Origin of the sequence: Pseudomonas sp. ok272 (genome assembly GCF_900109995.1) — a bacterium.
Lineage (GTDB): Bacteria > Pseudomonadota > Gammaproteobacteria > Pseudomonadales > Pseudomonadaceae > Aquipseudomonas.
The window spans coordinates 4443-21881 of sequence record NZ_FOCB01000016.1; the positions used below are offsets into that span (position 1 = coordinate 4443).

At 65.0% G+C, this 17439-nt stretch carries 11 protein-coding genes; 8 read left to right on the forward strand and 3 right to left on the reverse strand.

Annotation, left to right across the window (positions count from 1 at the left end; translation table 11 throughout):
- Nucleotides 1–175: 175 nt before the first annotated feature.
- Nucleotides 176–544, forward strand: a complete 369-nt coding sequence (locus BMW74_RS20455; protein ID WP_093425806.1) for a glyoxalase superfamily protein — start codon at nucleotides 176–178, stop codon at nucleotides 542–544.
- Between the two features lie 131 nt (nucleotides 545–675).
- On the opposite strand, the gene BMW74_RS20460 is transcribed toward BMW74_RS20455, so the two are convergent.
- The gene (locus tag BMW74_RS20460) at nucleotides 676–1707 is read right to left on the reverse strand and encodes an AraC family transcriptional regulator GliR (RefSeq protein WP_093425809.1); all 1032 of its coding nucleotides are present in this window, start codon (nucleotides 1705–1707) and stop codon (nucleotides 676–678) included.
- Between the two features lie 214 nt (nucleotides 1708–1921).
- Between BMW74_RS20460 and BMW74_RS20465 the strand changes: the two genes are divergently transcribed.
- The 6 genes from BMW74_RS20465 (at nucleotide 1922) to BMW74_RS20490 (ending at nucleotide 12044) form a co-directional block, all read left to right on the forward strand.
- Entirely contained in the window at nucleotides 1922–3517 is a 1596-nt protein-coding gene (locus BMW74_RS20465) for an FAD-binding oxidoreductase (protein ID WP_093425812.1), read from the forward strand.
- 4 nt (nucleotides 3518–3521) lie between these two features.
- A complete protein-coding gene (locus BMW74_RS20470) occupies nucleotides 3522–5105 on the forward strand; it encodes a glycerol-3-phosphate dehydrogenase/oxidase (RefSeq protein WP_093425815.1) in 1584 nt (527 codons plus the stop codon).
- Between the two features lie 20 nt (nucleotides 5106–5125).
- Nucleotides 5126–6694, forward strand: a complete 1569-nt coding sequence (locus BMW74_RS20475; RefSeq protein ID WP_093425817.1) for an FGGY-family carbohydrate kinase — start codon at nucleotides 5126–5128, stop codon at nucleotides 6692–6694.
- Between the two features lie 518 nt (nucleotides 6695–7212).
- Nucleotides 7213–8514 carry a phospholipase C/P1 nuclease family protein gene (locus BMW74_RS20480; protein WP_093425821.1) on the forward strand — a complete coding sequence of 434 codons (1302 nt, stop codon included), beginning with the start codon at nucleotides 7213–7215 and terminating at the stop codon, nucleotides 8512–8514.
- Between the two features lie 54 nt (nucleotides 8515–8568).
- Nucleotides 8569–10524 carry a DUF1302 domain-containing protein gene (locus BMW74_RS20485; RefSeq protein WP_093425824.1) on the forward strand — a complete coding sequence of 652 codons (1956 nt, stop codon included), beginning with the start codon at nucleotides 8569–8571 and terminating at the stop codon, nucleotides 10522–10524.
- Between the two features lie 146 nt (nucleotides 10525–10670).
- The gene (locus BMW74_RS20490; RefSeq protein ID WP_093425827.1) at nucleotides 10671–12044 is read left to right on the forward strand and encodes a DUF1329 domain-containing protein; all 1374 of its coding nucleotides are present in this window, start codon (nucleotides 10671–10673) and stop codon (nucleotides 12042–12044) included.
- A gap of 440 nt (nucleotides 12045–12484) precedes the next feature.
- Here BMW74_RS20490 and BMW74_RS20495 read toward each other — a convergent pair whose 3' ends face one another.
- The gene (locus BMW74_RS20495; RefSeq protein WP_093425830.1) at nucleotides 12485–14404 is read right to left on the reverse strand and encodes a HAMP domain-containing methyl-accepting chemotaxis protein; all 1920 of its coding nucleotides are present in this window, start codon (nucleotides 14402–14404) and stop codon (nucleotides 12485–12487) included.
- Nucleotides 14405–14825: 421 nt separating this feature from the next.
- Here BMW74_RS20495 and BMW74_RS20500 point away from each other — a divergent pair, with 421 nt between their 5' ends.
- Nucleotides 14826–15590 (forward strand): phosphatase PAP2 family protein, encoded by a 765-nt coding sequence (locus tag BMW74_RS20500; RefSeq protein WP_093425832.1) that lies wholly within the window; start codon nucleotides 14826–14828, stop codon nucleotides 15588–15590.
- Here BMW74_RS20500 and BMW74_RS20505 read toward each other — a convergent pair.
- Nucleotides 15587–17416, reverse strand: coding sequence for a CocE/NonD family hydrolase (locus BMW74_RS20505; protein ID WP_093425834.1), 1830 nt, complete (start codon nucleotides 17414–17416; stop codon nucleotides 15587–15589). The two genes, BMW74_RS20500 and BMW74_RS20505, sit on opposite strands and share 4 nt — an antisense overlap.
- Between the last annotated feature and the right edge of the window lie 23 nt (nucleotides 17417–17439).

Genomic DNA, 17439 nt, shown 5'->3' on the forward strand with positions numbered 1-17439 from the left:
TGTGACGAAGTACAAGTCACCACCTCCTGCCACGCCTATGGCAGCCCCCAGTACCCGATCAATACCGCGCTGCAGTTACCGCAGCCCCAATCATGTCCGAGGTGAGGGGCGCATCCGTTGCGGTGGTCTGCCGCTCGTGTGTATATGATCAGCCCTTCAATCAGGGAGCCCCACCCTGAACTTTGGAAAGACCACCCCCATCCTGCGTATCTTCGACGAAGCCAAGGCCGTGGAGTTCTACGTTGAGTTCCTGGGGTTCACCCTCGATTGGCAGCACCGTTTCGAGGCGAACTTCCCGTTGTACCTGCAGGTGTCCCGTGGCGAGTGTGTGTTGCATTTGTCCGAGCACCACGGTGATGGTTCGCCGGGTGCGGCGTTGCGGATCGAGACCGATGCGTTGCAGGCGTTTCACCAGCAACTGCTGGCCAAGGATTACCGCTACGCCAAGCCCGGCATCGAGACCACGCCGTGGGGCAGTGAGGACATGAGGATCATCGACCCGTTCGGCAATCGGCTGGTGTTCACCAACGCAGTCTGTGTTTGAACGGATCGCTCCAGGCCGATAGCCCTTGTGGGAGCGAGCCTGCTCGCGAAGGCATTTTTCCAGTCGATGTCCAGGGTGGCTGGCCCACCGCCTTCGCGAGCAGGCTCGCTCCCACCTATAAAAAGACGGCGTCAGCTGTCTGGATGCGCCGCCCGGTGCATCTGCCGGAATTCGCCCGGTGGCATGCCGCGTCGGCTTTTGAAGGTGCGGTGGAATGAGCGCGGTTCGGTGAAGCCCAGGTATTGGGCGATGTCCTGGATCGGCAGGGTGCTGTTGAGCAGGTAGTGCTCGGCCAGTTCCTGGCGCAGGTCGTCGAGGATGTGTTGGTATGAGGTGCCGGCCTGGTGCAGTTGGCGTTGCAGGGTGCGCACGGAGATCGCGAACTGCTCGGCCACTTGTTCCTTGCGCGGCAGTCCCTCCTTCAGCAGTTGGCGCAGGATGTTCTTCACCCGCTGCTCCAGCGAGGCGTCCTCCAGGGTCGCCATCAATCCCAGGGCATGTTCCTCCAGGGTGCGCAGCAACTGTGCATCGGACTGGCGCAGGGGCAGTTGCAGGTACGGCAGGGGCACGATCAGTGCCGAGTAGGGCTGGCTGAACAGCACCGGGCAGTTGAAGAACTCCTCGTACTGGGCCAGCGTGGTGTCGGCGGGTTGGGCATGCTCGAACCACACTGCCTCGGCCGTGAGCTGGGTATCGGCGATCCAGCGCGCATATTGCAACCATGAGCCTAGGACGTTCTCCACCAGGTGGCGGCGGATGCGCGGGCGTTGGTGGCGGCAGGTCCAGATCAGGTGCACGTGCTGGGCGTGCAGTTCGGCGCGGCTGGTGCCCATGTCCCCGACCAGTTTCTCGAACGGCATGATGCGGCTCATGGCATCGCCCAGTGTCGCGCAGTTCATGGTGATGTAGCCCAACACGCTCCAGGAGTTGGGCAAGACGAACCGCGCTGCGTTGAGGCCGAACAACGGATCGCCCGAGTGCTCGCAAAAGTAGTCGAGCAAGTGTTCATGGGCTTCGCCCGGCAAGCGCAGGCTGTTGTCGTTCAACTGTTCGGCCTGCAGCCCCGCCGCCGCCAGCGCCGGCTCAATGGCCACGCCCAGTTGTTCGGCGTGACGCAAATACTTGAGCAGCGGCGGGACCGAGGTGTAGCCGAGGGAGTGCATGATCGGGGTCCTTTGATCGAGACAGGTGCGGGCGCAGGTGCAGACCCTGAAAGGTACGGGCAAAGCACAGCTAAAGTAAATGCCTGGAACCGGCCGGTCAGGATGACTCAATTGGCTACTCGAACTGGCCGGATGCGACCGTGACAGGTTTTGGCGGCTGACTAACATAGGCGCCTGAAATGACACCTTGAAGAATCCGCAAAAGGACACACGCATGCGACGCTGGAATGGCTGGGGAGATGCAAGCACGGTGGTCGAGTTGCCGGCCCAGGGCGCGGGGTTTCTCGCCGCGCGGGTGGGGACCGGGCGGGCGCTGCCCGATGCCACGCTGGAGACGGCGCTGGCCAGGGTGCCGGCTTCACGCCTGGCGGCGCACGCGCTGTACAGCGTCAGTGCCGAGGACCGCTTGCTGCACGCCCGTGGCCAGAGCCTGGCGGACTGGCTGGCGCTGCGCGAGGGTGCGCCGGGGTTGTATCCGGATGCCGTGGCGTTCCCCGAGAGTGCCGAGCACATCCGCCAGTTGCTGGCGCTGGCCCAGGATCAAGACCTGTGCCTGATCCCCTACGGCGGCGGCACGTCGGTGGCCGGGCACATCAATCCGCCGGCCTCGACGCGTCCGGTGCTGACCGTGTCCCTGGCCCATATGAATCGCCTGCTGGACCTCGACGAGCAGAGCCTGCTGGCCACCTTCGGCCCTGGCGCCACGGGGCCGCAGGTCGAAAGCCAATTGCGCGCCAAGGGCTACACCCTCGGCCACTTCCCCCAGTCCTGGGAGCTGTCGACCCTCGGCGGCTGGGTCGCCAGTCGTTCCAGTGGCCAGCAATCGTTGCGCTACGGGCGCATCGAGCAGATGTTTGCCGGTGGCACCCTGGAAACCTTCGCCGGCCCCATGGCCATCGCCACCTTCCCGGCCTCGGCGGCCGGGCCGGACTTGCGTGAGGTGGTGCTGGGCAGCGAAGGGCGCTTCGGGATCATCTCCGAGGTCAAGGTGCGGATCAGCCCGCTGCCGGACGACGAGCGTTTCTATGGGGTGTTCCTGCCCGACTGGAACCACGCCCTGCAAGCCATCCGCCAGCTGGCCCAGGCCCGCGTACCGCTGTCGATGCTGCGCCTGTCCAACGCCGTGGAGACCGAAACCCAGTTGGCCCTGGCCGGTCATCCGCAGCAGATTGCCTGGCTGGAGAAGTACCTGGCCCTGCGCGGTGCCGGGGCCGGCAAATGCATGCTGACCTTCGGCGTCACCGGCAACCGCCAGCAGAACGCGCTGTCCCTGCGCCAGGCGCGCAAGCACCTCAAGGCCTTCGGCGGGGTGTTCACCGGCACCCTGCTGGGCAAGAAGTGGGCGCAGAACCGCTTCCGCTTCCCGTACCTGCGCGAGAACCTGTGGAACGCCGGCTACGTGGTCGACACCCTGGAGACCGCCACCGACTGGAGCAACGTCGACAACCTGTTGAACCGCGTCGAAGACAGCCTGCGCGCGGGCCTGGCGGCCGAGGGCGAGCAGGTCCACGTGTTCACTCACCTGTCCCATGTGTATGGCGAAGGGTCGAGCATCTACACCACCTACGTGTTCCGCCCGGCGGCGGACTACCCGGCCACGCTGGCCCGCTGGCAGGCGCTCAAGCACGCCGCCAGCCAGACCATCGTCGACAACCACGGCACCATTAGTCACCAACACGGCGTGGGCAAGGACCACGCGCCGTACCTGCCACGGGAGAAGGGCGCCCTGGCGATGGACACCCTGCAAGCGCTGAGCCGGCACTTCGACCCGGCCGGGCGCTTGAACCCCGGCACGTTGTTGCAGGAGTAAGGCGATGAGCCTGGACTGGAATGCCGCGTGGCGACAGCAGGTGCTGCCGACCCTGGCGGATGAGACCTGGGACCTGATCGTGATCGGCGGCGGCATCAGTGGCGCCGGCATCCTGCGTGAAGCGGCGCGCCGTGGCTGGCGTTGCCTGTTGCTGGAGCAACGGGATTTCGCCTGGGGCACCTCCAGCCGCTCCTCGAAGATGGTCCATGGCGGCTTGCGCTACATCGCCAAGGGCCAGTGGCGCCTGACCCGCGACTCGGTGCGCGAGCGCCAGCGCTTGCTGGACGAAGCGCCGGGGCTGGTCGAACCGATGAGCTTCATGATGCCGCACTACCGTGGCGGCTTTCCCGGGCCACGGGTCATGGGCGGCTTGCTCACGGTGTACGACGCCCTGGCGGGGCGGCGCAGCCATCGCTTTCACACTGCGCAGCAACTGGGCTACCTGGCGCCGGGCCTCAAGGACCACGACTTGCTCGGCGGCACCTGCTTTGTCGACGCCCTGACCGACGACGCGCGACTGGTGATGCGCGTGCTCAGCGAGGCTCGGGCCGACGGCGCCCTGGCGCTCAACGGCGTGCGGGTGCAGCAGTTGCTGCGTGAGAACGGCCGGGTCTGCGGGGTGCAGGTCGAAGACAGCGAGGGCGGCGAGCCGTTGCAGGTGCGTTGCCGCACCCTGGCCGTGGCCACCGGCGCCTGGGCCGAGCGCTTGCGCCCGACCGATGTGCCGCGTCAGTTGCGTCCGCTGCGTGGCAGTCATCTGTTGCTGCCGGGCTGGCGCCTGCCGGTGGCCCAGGCGTTCACCTTCCTCCACGAGCATGACCGGCGCCCGGTGTTCGTCTTCCCGTGGGAAGGCGCGACGGTGGTCGGCACCACCGACCTGGATCACACCGAGGACCTGGACCAGAGCGCCAGGATCAGCCTGGAAGAACTCGACTACCTGCTGGCCGCCTGCGCCCAGCAATTCCCCCAGGCCCGGGTGGGCGCGGCGGATGTGTTGTCGACCTGGTCGGGGGTGCGCCCGGTGGTCGGCAGCGGCGAGGGCGCGCCGTCCAATGAAACCCGCGAGCACGTGCTGTGGCAGGAGCCCGGCTGCGTGACCCTGGCCGGCGGCAAGCTGACCACCTTTCGCCCGCAGGCCATCGAAGTGCTCCAGGCCTGCGGGGCGATGCTCGGTCGCGAGGTGGTGGATGACGGTGCGCCGGTGTTTGCGCCGGTGGTCGCGCTGCCCCTGTCGAGCGTGAGTGCGCGCCAATGGCGGCGGCTGGCCGGGCGCCATGGCCGGGATCTGCCCCGGTTGGCGCTGCTGTTGGCCGAACTGGGCCACGACACCGTGGGCGCCAGCGACACCTTGTGGGCCGAGCTGGCCTTGGCCTGCGACACGGAGATGGTCTTGTACCTCGATGACCTGCTGCTGCGCCGCACCCGGCTTGGCCTGTTGTTACCCGAGGGCGCGGCGCAGTACCTGCCCGCCATTCGCCGGCTGTGCCAGCCACGGCTGGGGTGGAGTGACGAGCGCTGGCTGGCGCAAGAAGCGCGTTACCGGGCGTTGTGGCAACGCCATCACGGTTTACCGGATGCCACGCACTGATGCCCATCAAAGAGAGCTCCATGGATAACCATCCGAACACGCGTTACCTGCTGGCAATCGACAATGGCACCCAGAGCGTGCGGGCGTTGTTGTTCGACCTGCAGGGCAATCTGCTGGGCAAAGGCAAGGTCGAACTCCAGGCCTATTACTCCACGCAGCCCGGCTGGGCCGAGCAGGACCCGGATTACTACTGGGCCAAGCTGGGCGAAGCCTGCCAGCAACTGTGGGCGCAAACCGGCATCGACCGTTCGCTGATTGCCGGCGTGTCCCTGACCACCCAGCGCGGCACGTTGATCAACGTCGACGCGCAAGGCCAGGCATTGCGCCCGGCGATCCTGTGGCTCGACCAGCGCCAGACCGAGGTCGAAGGCGGGATCAAGGGTCCGTGGGGCTGGCTGTTCAAGCTGATCGGTGCCCAGGCCACCGTGGACTACTTCCGCGCCCAGGCCGAGGCCAACTGGATCGCCCGCCACCAGCCCGAGGTGTGGGCGGCTACCGACAAGTTCCTGCTGCTGTCGGGCTTTCTCACCCATCGCCTGTGCGGGCGCTTCGTCGACTCGGTGGGCGGCTGCGTCGGCTACCTGCCGTTCGACTTCAAGCACCTGCGCTGGGCCGCGCCCGGCGACTGGAAGTGGCAGGCGCTGGCGGTGCGTCCCGAGCAACTGCCAACCCTCTACAAACCGGGGGAAACCCTGGGCCAGATCAGCGCCGAGGCCAGCCGCCACACCGGCATTCCCGAGGGCTTGCCGCTGATCGCCGCCGGTGCCGACAAGGCCTGCGAGGTGCTGGGCTCAGGCGTGGTCGACGCCAACACGGTGTGCCTGTCCTATGGCACCACGGCGACGATCACCAGCACCCGCTCGCGCTACCTGGAAATCGTCCCGCTGATTCCGCCGTACCCGGCCGCCATGCCCGATCGCTACAACTGCGAGGTGATGATCTATCGCGGCTATTGGATGGTCAGTTGGTTCAAGAACGAGTTTGGCCTGCGGGAAATGCAACAGGCCAAGGAGCTGGGGCTGGAGCCGGAGCAACTGTTCGACGCGCTGGTCAATGCAGTGCCGGCCGGTTCCATGGGGTTGATGCTGCAACCGTACTGGTCGCCGGGGATTCGTGACCCGGGGATGGAAGCCAAGGGCGCGATGATCGGCTTTGGCGACGTGCACACCCGCGCGCACATCTACCGGGCGATCCTTGAGGGGCTGGCCTACGCGTTGCGCCAGGGCATGGAGAAGATCGAAAGCCGCTCCAAGGTGTCGATCACCCGCCTGCGGGTGGCCGGCGGCGGTTCCCAGAGCGACGCGGCGATGCAACTGACGGCGGACATTTTCGGCTTGCCGGCCGAGCGGCCCCATGTGTATGAGGCCTCCGGCCTGGGGGCGGCGATTGCTTGTTCGGTGGGGCTCGGGCTGCATGCGGACTTCCCCTCGGCCATGGCCGCGATGACCCGGGTCGGCGAGGTGTTCACCCCGAATCCCGAGGCCCAGGCGATCTATCAGCGGCTGTACAGCGAGGTCTACCTGCGCATGTATCGCCAGCTCAAGCCGTTGTACCAGAGCATCCGGCAGATCACCGGCTACCCGGCCTGACGATGCACTCATCAACACCGTAAATCCCCTGTGGGAGCGGGCTTGCTCGCGAAAGCGTCGGGTCAGTCAACATTGATATCGGTTGGCAGATTGCATTCGCGGGCAAGCCCGCTCCCACCCTGGTCCACGGCGAACACACATCCGGGGGCAGCTCAATTCCTTGTAGGAGCGAGGCTTGCCCGCGAAGGCGGTAAGTCTGGCGACATCAATGTTGAATGGGCTGGCCGGTTCGCGGGCAAGCCTCGCTCCTACGGGCTCAACCCAGATTCCTGCTCGCAATGGCGGTGACGAGCGGCATGGCTAAGACAGTTGCTCCCACAGGGGGCGGTGTCGAGCACAGGTTACGTGTCCAGCACAGATCCAGCGTGGGATCTGTGCTGCTCCGGGGATTTGGCGCCAGGTTTCGTGCTGGCATGGCGCCATCGGAGAGCTTTTTTGGCCAGATTGGACAGTGTCAGCACCGGGGTCGATTGTTAGGCTCCCCCTCAACGTAGCCATCCAATAAGAGCGAAAAGCCGATGATGCCCCGATTCCTCCTGCTGCTGCTTTGCACCGCAGCCCCGGCAGCCTGGGGCTGGTCCAACCATACGGTGGGCAGCTACCTGGCGTTGCAGGACGTTCCCGCCTTGCGTGACGCCGCACCGGTCGAAGTCGAGCCCCTGGCGCAATTTGTCGCCCAGCAGTACAGCGCCGTGGCGCAATTGCTGGACGAGCAGGAGCGTTTCGCCCGCGAACATTTCAACGCCTACCCGCCACGCCCCGACAGCCTGAAACTGCCCGCGACGCCCCCGGACGATCTGTCACAAGCCTTGCTGCACGCCCTGCGCGTCAATCCGTTGATCCACCTGTCGATGGTGATCCAGCCGCTGCCGGGGCAGGACATGCCGGCACACCCGCACCTCAAGGCCGAGCAGGTGATGGTGGCGCAGACCCTCTCTCCGTGGAACCAGCAACGCTTCGTGCAGCTGACCAGCGGGGAGGCCGTGAGCCCGGTGGCGGTGCTGGCCAGTGCGGCCGACGAGCCGGACTACGGCCACGACATCAACCTGTTCAGCGACAACCCGGGCCCAGTCGCCGCGCTGTACGGCTTCGGCCCGCAGCCGTTTGGCGATGCGCGCTTCCAGTTCAGCTCCCAGGCCCCGTTCCACATGGGCTTCTTCCATGAAAGCCCGGTGGTGTACGCCGCTGCCGGTTTCCTGCAGCGCAGTTGGCCGCAATGGCGGGCCTATCAATACCTGGGCTTGTCGCGCCTGGCGTTTGCCACCGGGCATCCTTATTGGGGCTACCGGTTTCTCGGCTGGGGCCTGCACCACATCCAGGACCTGACCCAGCCCTATCACGCCAAGCCGCTGCCGGGTGTCGACCTGCCCAGCATGCTGCTGATGGAAGGCAAGGCCCTGGCCGGTTTCGACACCGACAAAAAAGCCGCCATCGAACGCGTCGCCACGCGCCACACGGAAGTCGAGAAGTACCAATTCACCTGGCTCTCGCGCCTGCTGCTGAGCGGTCAGCCGCATCCGATGCTGGCGGCCTATGCCGATACCCGCCGGGACGCCAGCTACCCGCCGTATTCGGTGGACTACCTGACGAACGTGGTCAGCGCCGAGTCTGCGGCCCAGGCCGCTGCGTTCGACGCGGCCATCGGCCAATGGCTGGACACCGCGCCACCGACCACCCGTTTCAGCGCCGGCAACCAGGTGCAGCGCGAAGATTACGACCACCCCGCTCTCAACCAGCAGTTGCTGCAATTGATCGGGCACTTCGGCGCCCACAGCCGCAACTACGTGGGTGCCGGCATGGCTAAGCCCGAGACGCCATAGAGCGCCCGGGCCACACAAAAACAACAAGATCAGTTTTAAAGGGAGGAACACGCAATGAGGATTCGTTCAGGTCTGTCGGCGGTCGCACTGCCGGGCGTCGGGTTGGCGGGACTGCTGCAACTGTTCGCCGTCGACGGGGCGCAGGCCGTGGAGTTCAGCGTGCTGGACAAACAGGTCACCGGCTCGATAGACAGCACGTTGTCCTATGGCCGCCTGTATCGGGTCCAGGGCCGGGACAAGAACAACGATGACGTCAACACCAACGACGGCAATCGCAACTTCGATACCGGCCTGGTTTCCGAGGTGTACAAGATCACCTCCGAGCTGGAAGCCAACTACCAGAACTACGGGGTGTTCATGCGCGGCACCGCGTTCTATGACACCCAGTTGATGGACAAGCGCAACGACTACTACAGCAACAACAGCCCGTCGCAACCGAGCCAGAGCTCCCCCCACGACGACCACTTCACCGACGCCACCCGCGACATCGCCGGCAGCCGGGTCGAGATGCTCGACGCCTATGTCTACGGCAACTGGGACGTGGCCTCGATGCCCGTCACCGCGCGCCTGGGGCGCCAGGTGTTCAACTGGGGCGAGGGCATTTTCTATCGCGGTGGCATCAACACCACCAACCCGGTGGACGCGGCCAAGTACCGCTTGCCGGGCGCCGAGGTCAAGGAAGTGCTGATGCCGGTGGAGGCGATCAGCTTCAACATCGGCCTGACCGACAACCTGACGATGGAAACCTTCTACCAGACCAACTGGAAAGAAACCCGCATCGACCCGGTTGGCACCTTCTATTCCCAGGGCGACCTGTTCGCCGACGGCGGCAACACCGGCTACAACAACTTCAGCGGCACCGCCCTCGACACCCCGGTGCCGGTGTTTGGCAACGTCATTGGCCTGTACAGCGCCCTGGGCAACAACCCCATGCTCAGCGATGCGCTCAAGACCACCGGCCTGTACGCCAACGGCGTGACCCCGGCCTACGGCAACACCCTCAAGGTGGCGTCCATCGGCAAGGACATCAACGCGCGTAACGACGGCCAGTTCGGCTTCGCCTTCCGCTACATCGCCGAACAACTCAACAGCACCGAGTTCGGCCTGTACATGGTCAACTACCACGCCAAGGAGCCGACCATCGCCGCCAACCTGGGCGGCTACAAGGGCATCGACATGGACGCCCTGACCACTATGCTGAGCGGCCTGGCCGGTAGCCAGGCCGGTGCATTGGCCAGCGGCCTGGCCACCGCCGACGTGATGGGCAACATCCAGGCCAATCGTCGCTACGCCGAAGACATCCGCATGTATGGCTTCAGCTTCAACACCACCTTGGGCCAGGCGTCGGTCTTCGGTGAGTTGGCCTACCGACCGAACCTGCCGATTGGCATCGCGGCAACCAACGACCTGATCGGCGACCTGGCCAACGGCGCAGCCGCGGCGGTCACCGGCCAGGCGATCAACGTCGGCGGGCAGATGGTCACCCTCGACAGCCAGATCAACAACGCCGAGCGCGTGGAAGCGTTCAACACCTCGCTGGGCAGCATCTACAACTTCGGCCCGACCCTGTCGTTCGATTCGATGTTCGGCGTGTTCGAACTGGCCTCCGAGCACTTGCGCGGCAGCAGCCTGCAATACACCGCCTACGACGGCAGCAACCGCTACTACGCCGGCACCGGCAACACCTCCTATGTCTCGGGCGGTGATCGCGACGATCAGATCAATCGCGATTCCTACAGCTACACCCTGATGGTCAACGGCACCTGGAACGACGTGTACGCCGGGGTCAACGTCTCGCCGTACGTGGTCTACAAAGACGACTTCAAGGGCAACAGCTACCAGGCCGGCAACACCATCGAAGGTCGCAAGGCCTACACCTTGGGGATCAAGGCCAACTACCAGAACAAGCTGGAAGCGGAGCTGCAGTACACCGAGTTCTACGGCGGTGGCCAGAACAACAGCATTCGTGACCGTGACAACGTTGGCTTCAACCTCAAGTACTTCTTGTGAGTGCCATAGTCAGTTAAGTGCGCCCCCTGTGGGAGCGAGCCTGCTCGCGAAGCGGGCGTGTCAGTCAACAGCGATGTTGCCTGATAGCGCGATTTCGCGAGCAGGCTCGCTCCCACGGGGGGGCACCTTTATTTCGGAGAACCTCCATGCGTCACACACCACGATTATTGAAGACCACCCTGGCACTGGTCCTGAGCCTGGCAGCCGGCAGTGCGCTGGCGGCCATCTCGGCCGACCAGGCCCAACAGCTCAAGACCACCCTCACGCCGCTGGGCGCCGAGCGGGCTGGCAACGCGGCCGGCACCATCCCGGCCTGGACCGGCGGGATCACCCAGGCCCCGGCGGGCTACAAGCCGGGCCAGCATCACCCCGACCCGTACGCCTCGGACAAGCCTGAGTTCACCATCACCAAGGCCAACCTCGAGCAGTACAAGGCTCACCTGAGCGCGGGCCAGATCGCCCTGTTCAACAGCTACCCCGACACCTTCCAGATGCCGGTCTACACCAGCCGTCGTTCGGGTTCGGCGCCGCAGTGGCTGTACGACAACACCTTCAAGAACGCCACCAGCGCCAAGCTGCTGGATGGCGGCAGCGGCTTCTCCGAAGCCTATGGCGGTGTGCCGTTCCCGGTGCCCAAGGATGGCGTCGAGGCACTGTGGAACCACATCACCCGCTACCGCGGCATCTACGTCGTACGCCGTGCGTCCGAAGCCCCGGTGCAGCGCAACGGCAGCTTCGCCCTGGTGACGTCGCAGCAAGAAGCGCTGTTCAACTACTACCGCCCGGGCGGTCAGTTCGCTGACCTGAAGAACATCCTGTTCTATTACTTGGCCTTCGTGAAAAGCCCGGCCCGCCTGGCCGGTGGCGCCGCCCTGATCCACGAGACCCTCGACCAGCTCAAGGACCCGCGCCAAGCCTGGGTCTACGACGCCGGCCAGCGTCGCGTCCGTCGTGCGCCGAACCTGGCCTACGACACGCCCATCGCCTCGTCCGACGGTCTGCGCACCGCCGATGACACCGACCTGTTCAACGGCTCGCCGGACCGCTACGACTGGAAGCTCAAGGGCAAGCAAGAGGTCTACATCCCCTACAACAACTACAAGGTCGGCGCCCCCGACGTGAAATACGCCGAGCTGCTCACGCCTGGGCACCTCAACCCGAAATTCACCCGCTACGAACTGCACCGGGTGTGGGTAGTGGAAGGCACGCTCAAGCCGGGCTCGCGCCATATCTACTCCAAGCGCACGCTGTACCTGGATGAAGACAGCTGGGGTGCCGCCATCGTCGATCAGTACGACGGTCGCGGGGAACTGTGGCGGGTATCGATGGGTTACCTGAAGAACTTCTACGACCTGCCGACCACCTGGAGCGCGCTGGACGTCTTCCACGACCTGCAAGCTCGTCGCTACTACGTGCAGAACCTGGACAACGAAGAGTCAGAGACGGTCGACTTCGCCCAGCCAGTGCCGGAAGACGCCTACTTCATGCCATCGGCCCTGCGCCAGCGTGGTACGCGGTAAGCGAGCCGTAACGTTTTTGTGGGAACGAGGTAGAACTCCCCTGTTGGCTGATCCGACGCTAATGGCCGACAGACTCGTTCCCACCGTGTTTTCAAGCCCGGCTCCACACCACGGGTCGGTGTAGGGGAATGGTCCTGTGCCCACCGTCGACCTACAGGTGGGGATTGCGTTGGGTCGCGCACCACCCGTAGGAGCGAGGCTTGCCCTAATGCCAGTCAGTTAAGGCGCCAAACCTGTGGGAGCGAGCCTGCTCGCGAAGACGGCAACACAGCCAACATCTCCGTTGACTGACCTACTGCTATCGCGAGCAGGCTCGCTCCCACGTGGGTTTCGCTTAACTGACTGGCATTAAGGCTTGCCCGCGAAGGCGGCGGCACAGCCAACATCAATGTGACCGACCCAATGCCTTCGCGGGCGCGCCTCGCGCCTATCGGTAGCGGTCAGACTCGGAAGTGGCTGACCATCATCTGCAGCTGATTGCCCAGGCGCGCCAGCTCAATGCTGGACGCGGCGGTTTCGTCGCTGGCGGCGGCGGTCTGTTCGCTGACGTCGCGCACGTTGACGATGCTGCGGCTGATCTCTTCGGCCACGGCACTTTGCTGCTCGGCAGCGGCGGCGATCTGTTGGTTCATCGACTGGATGTTCGACACCGTGCGGGTGATGTTCGACAGCGACACACCGGCCTTGCGGGTCAGTTCGACGCTGCTGTCGGTCAGGCTGCGGCTGTTGGTCATCACGTTGGCCACTTGTTGGGTGCCGCTCTGGAGCGCGGCGACCAGGGTTTGGATCTCTTCGGTGGACTTTTGCGTGCGCTGCGCCAGGCCGCGCACTTCATCGGCCACCACGGCAAAACCGCGTCCGGCTTCACCCGCCCGGGCCGCCTCGATGGCGGCGTTGAGGGCCAGCAGGTTGGTCTGTTCGGCCACGGCCTTGATCACGTCCATCACGCTGCCGATCTTGTCGCTTTCCTGTTGCAGCACGCTCATGGCGGCGGTGGAACGCTCCACTTCACAGGCCAGGCGTTCGATCTGGTCGATCGCTTCGTTGACCACCTTGTCGCCTTCGCGGGCTTCGCCATCGGCGGCGGCTGCCGCTTGCGAGGCTTGCTCGGCGTTGCGCGCCACTTCCTGCACGGTGGCGGTCATTTCATGCATGGCGGTGGCCACCTGATCGGTCTCGATCTTCTGGCTGTTGACCCCGGCGCTGGTTTCTTCGGTGACCGCCGACAGCTCTTCGGCGGCGCTGGCGATCTGGGTCACGCCATCGCGGATGCCGCCGATCAAGTCGCGCAGGGTCACACCCATGCGCACGATGCCTTGTTGCAGCACCCCCAGCTCATCGCGGCGGGTGACGTGCAGGTTTTGGGTCAGGTCGCCACTGGCGATGCGCTCGACCACGGCCAGGGTTTCGCGCAGCGGCCGGGTGATCTGCCGGGTAATGATCACGGCAGCCAGCACGCCCACCAGCAACGCCAGCAACGCGCTGATCAGCTGCAGAGTTCGGGCTTGGGCGCTTTCGGCATCGCGACGCTCCAGTTGGATCTGATACAGCGCATCACTGCGGCTGAGGATGTCATTGCCCTGCACGGTCATCTCCGCCCGGGCCTGCGCCGCGTCGCTGGTGGCGGCCTTGAAGGAGTGCACCGCGCTGCGGTAGTTGCCCAGGTAGCGTTCGAGTTGGCGCAGGGCGTCTTGCTGGGTATCGGCGAAGTGGCTGTCGAGAGGCTTGAGGCTGGCAATCGCCGCGTCCAACTGGTCGGTGGCTTGGCGTTCGGTGGCCGGGTTGTTGTCGAGGATGTAGCCGCGCACGTTGTAGCGGGTCATGAGCAATAGCTGCTGGGTTTCGCTGATCGCCTGGAACTGCTCGAAGCGCTGGTCGCTCAGGGGCGACTGGCGCACGCGGTGCTTGATGTCATTGATCAGTTTCGCGGCGTTTTCGGCGTTCTCGCCCATGGCCTGGCGCGCGCTGTTGGCTGTGCGGTAGGCGTTGCGCATCTTGCCCAGCGACTGCTGGTAGGCGTCGATGATCGTGCCTTGTTCCTTGAGCAGCTTGACGTTTTCCGGGCTCTTGAAGCTCGACGCCAGTTTCTGCTGCTGGGCCTCGAAATCGTCGAGGGCGGTTTGCACGGTTTGCGCCGTGGCCTCGTCACCGTTGGCCAGCATGTACTGCAGGCGGGTGATACGCAGCTTGGTCAGTCCCGAATTGAGCTGGGTGATGTCACTCATCCAGTTGCTGCGGTCAATCAGCCCGCCCAGGCTGGTCCAGCCGGTCAGGGCCAGGACGCACGTAAGGGCCAGGACCAGGCCAAAACCCAGGCCCAGCTTGAGATTGACACTGATGTTGGCGAACCAGCTGTTCATAGAAAATCCTCCAGAAACGGTGTGTGGCTTAATCGTCAGTTGGCTGGAAGATTGTTGTTTTTGGCGGCCAGCGAGCGTGTAGATGGCCTGTATCGGCAGGGCGGGCGATAGCTGAACCGATTTTTGTTACAAGAAGTGGCGAGGGGGGCGAAGATGCTATTACACGGCTTCAAATGGATGTTGTAGGAGGTTTCCGAAAATACGCGCGTCACGCCTGTACAGATGTAGGCGTCGTCAGTGGCACCTCACGGTTTTTTCACAGGCTTTTCACGGAAGGTCGATTTGCCTGTCGTTATTGTCCGGGTCATCCTGGCGTCGTGTTGACGCCTGTACGTTTCATCAGGCAGGGCGGGTCGGGCTGTGGGGCGAGTGTCGAGTCGGATGCACGCGCGGGTCTGAGTCGTTACAACAAGGGCCTTCGATGCGTTTCTATTGGCTGAATCTCGGCATCCCGTTGCTGTGCGCGGTGCTGGTGCTGGTGCTGTTCGACCTGACTTCGCTGGATGTCGCCATCAGCAAGCTGTTCTATGACCCGGCCACCCAGGTCTTCGCGGCCAACCTCATTCCCCAGGTCGAGCAATTCACGGCGACCTGGGCGCGCTGGTTGACCAATGGTGTTGTGCGCCTGGCGTTGATAGGGGCATTGCTGTCGCTGATCTGGCCGCTGATTGAACGACACCCGCGTGCGGTTGGCGTCCTGACCGCGATCCGCACCGCGCCTTTGCTCCGGCTCGCCGCCCGCCATCGTCGGGACTTGTGGTACGTGGTGCTGGCGTTTGTCCTCTGCATCGGCGTGGTCCAATGGCTCAAGGCGCATACCGGGGTCTATTGCCCGATTCAGACCACGCGCTTTGGTGGTCCCCATGAACAGACGCAATGGTTTCGTCACATGGAACTGTCGGGCACTGCGGACGAAGGCCGTTGCTGGCCGGGTGGGCATGCGGCTAGCGGCTTCAGCATGCTGGTGTTGTACTTCGTGGCGCTGCGGCACCAGTGGCGTTATCGTCGCTGGGTGATGTGGGGCGCGTTGTTGCTGGGCCTGGGTTACGGCGCCGTCCGGGTGCTGCAGGGCTGGCACCTCATGTCGCAAAACCTGTGGGCCGGGATCATCGTCTGGCTGGTCTGCTGGCTCACCGCGCTGGCCTTTTACGGGCCCGCGCGGTTGACCGGGCGGCGTCAGGCCTAGGCATCCGGCGCCAGGGTGGTGAGGATCAGGCGTGAGGCAAAGCCTGCGCTCAGGTGCACCGTGTTGTTGGCGATGCGCTTGTGTTGGGCCTGACCCTCGGGTTCGCCGCTGTTGGGGTTGACGTCGAAGCGTGGGAAGTTGCTGCTGGCGATGTCCAGGCGCAGGCGATGGCCGCGCTTGAACAGGTTGCAGGTGGCGAACGGCTCGATCACCACCTTGACCCGTTGCCCTGGGGTGAGCAGTGTCGGGTGCTCCCAGGAGTCGCGGTAGCGGCAGCGGCGAATGCCGTCGGTGAGGTTCATCGCGTAGCCTTCGGGGTACTCGGCACTCGGCGGATAGACGTCCACCAGCTTGGCGGTGAAGTCGGTGTCCGGGGCGTCGCTGTCGATCCACAACTCGATCTGCAGGGGACCGGCGACGATCAGGTCCTCGGCCAATGGCTCGGTCTCAAAACTCAACACATCCGCGCGCTCGGCCAGTGGCTGATGGTTGCCGTGGGTGCCGAAAAAGTCCGGGCGCTCGCGCTGATCGAAGGCGCCGCCGACAAACACCGGCGCCCCGGACGTCAGGGCGCCGCCCAGGGTCGGGACCGGGTGATCGGGGTCGGCGCGATAGCCCAGGCGGGCGTCTGGCGCGGTGGGCGGGTGCGGGGTCAGGCGCTTGTGGTGATCCAGGTACAGGCTCAGCGTCTGGCTCCCCGGCAGTGGCCATTGCGTGCTTTCAAGCCAGCGCCCGCCATGTTGCAGGCGCCCGTGGGTGTCCGGGGTGCCGGCGCCACCGCCCATCAGGAACACCTGCACCGAGGCACTGGCCGGCGAGGCGGCTGGCGAATCGTTGAGCGAGCGCTCGAACCAGTCCAGCCGGCACGCTAGCCAGTTCTCGGCCACCGCCCCATCGAAGGCCGCCTGCGGGCCGAACTCGACATCGCCGCTGTGGGTGATGTTGCGGTCGCCGTGCAGCCAGGGCCCCATGATCAGGCGCTGTGGCGCGCGGTTGTGGCGCTTGAACGCGGTGTAGTTGGCCAGCGTCGAGCTGACGTAGGCGTCATACCAACTGGACATGAACAACACCGGGATGTCCGGCAACTCGTCGTAGTGACCTTCGGCGTAGATCCCGGGCTTTTGCCAGTACGGGCCGAAGCTGCCTTGGGCCCATTGCTCCAGCAGGTAGGCTTCGTATTCGGGGACATGGCGAATCGGCGACTGCCCCGGTTGCCACGGCATGCGGGCAAACCATTGGTGGATGTCTTCCTGCTCCAGCGCCTCGCGGATCAGCGGATCGGCCAGCGCGGCGGGGCTTTCCTTGGCCTGGCGAAAGGCCCAGGTCGCCTGCTTGAGTTCGAACGCGCCGCCCTGGCGAATGCCGCACTGGTAGGCGTTGGCGAAGCCGCCGGAGTCCAGCGCCATGCTGGCCAGCCCTGGGGGGTGCAGGCAGGCCATCGCCAGTTGGGTGTGGGCGGCATAGGACAGGCCCATGCTGCCGATCCGGCCGTTGCACCACGGCTGCGCGACGATCCAGGCCAGGGTGTCGAAACCGTCCTCGCCCTCGGCGGTGTACTTGGTGAACAGCCCTTCGGAGGCGTAGCGCCCACGGCAGTCCTGGAAGATCGCGACGAAGCCTTTGGCGGTAAACCGCGCGGCCATGTGCTCGCGGCTGATGTGCTGGCCGTCGAGCTGCTTCTCCGAGCGCGAGGGTTTGCGCTTGTCGTAGGGCGTGCGCTCGATGACCACCGCAAACGGCCCGGGCGTGCCGGTTGGCAGGTAGATGTCGGTGGCCAGGCGCACGCCGTCGCGCATCGGGATCATTTGATTGCGCAGTAGCTGCATGGCGGGTAGAGAAGCGATCATCA

Excerpts from the sequence above, each read along its gene's own strand:
- BMW74_RS20505 (WP_093425834.1), bottom strand. The coding sequence starts at position 17,416 with ATGCAGCTACTGCGCAATCAAATGATCCCGATGCGCGACGGCGTGCGC.
- BMW74_RS20500 (WP_093425832.1), top strand. The coding sequence starts at position 14,826 with ATGCGTTTCTATTGGCTGAATCTCGGCATCCCGTTGCTGTGCGCGGTG.
- BMW74_RS20495 (WP_093425830.1), bottom strand. The coding sequence starts at position 14,404 with ATGAACAGCTGGTTCGCCAACATCAGTGTCAATCTCAAGCTGGGCCTG.
- BMW74_RS20490 (WP_093425827.1), top strand. The coding sequence starts at position 10,671 with ATGCGTCACACACCACGATTATTGAAGACCACCCTGGCACTGGTCCTG.
- BMW74_RS20475 (WP_093425817.1), top strand. The coding sequence starts at position 5,126 with ATGGATAACCATCCGAACACGCGTTACCTGCTGGCAATCGACAATGGC.
- BMW74_RS20470 (WP_093425815.1), top strand. The coding sequence starts at position 3,522 with ATGAGCCTGGACTGGAATGCCGCGTGGCGACAGCAGGTGCTGCCGACC.
- BMW74_RS20480 (WP_093425821.1), top strand. The coding sequence starts at position 7,213 with ATGATGCCCCGATTCCTCCTGCTGCTGCTTTGCACCGCAGCCCCGGCA.
- BMW74_RS20465 (WP_093425812.1), top strand. The coding sequence starts at position 1,922 with ATGCGACGCTGGAATGGCTGGGGAGATGCAAGCACGGTGGTCGAGTTG.
- BMW74_RS20485 (WP_093425824.1), top strand. The coding sequence starts at position 8,569 with ATGAGGATTCGTTCAGGTCTGTCGGCGGTCGCACTGCCGGGCGTCGGG.
- BMW74_RS20460 (WP_093425809.1), bottom strand. The coding sequence starts at position 1,707 with ATGCACTCCCTCGGCTACACCTCGGTCCCGCCGCTGCTCAAGTATTTG.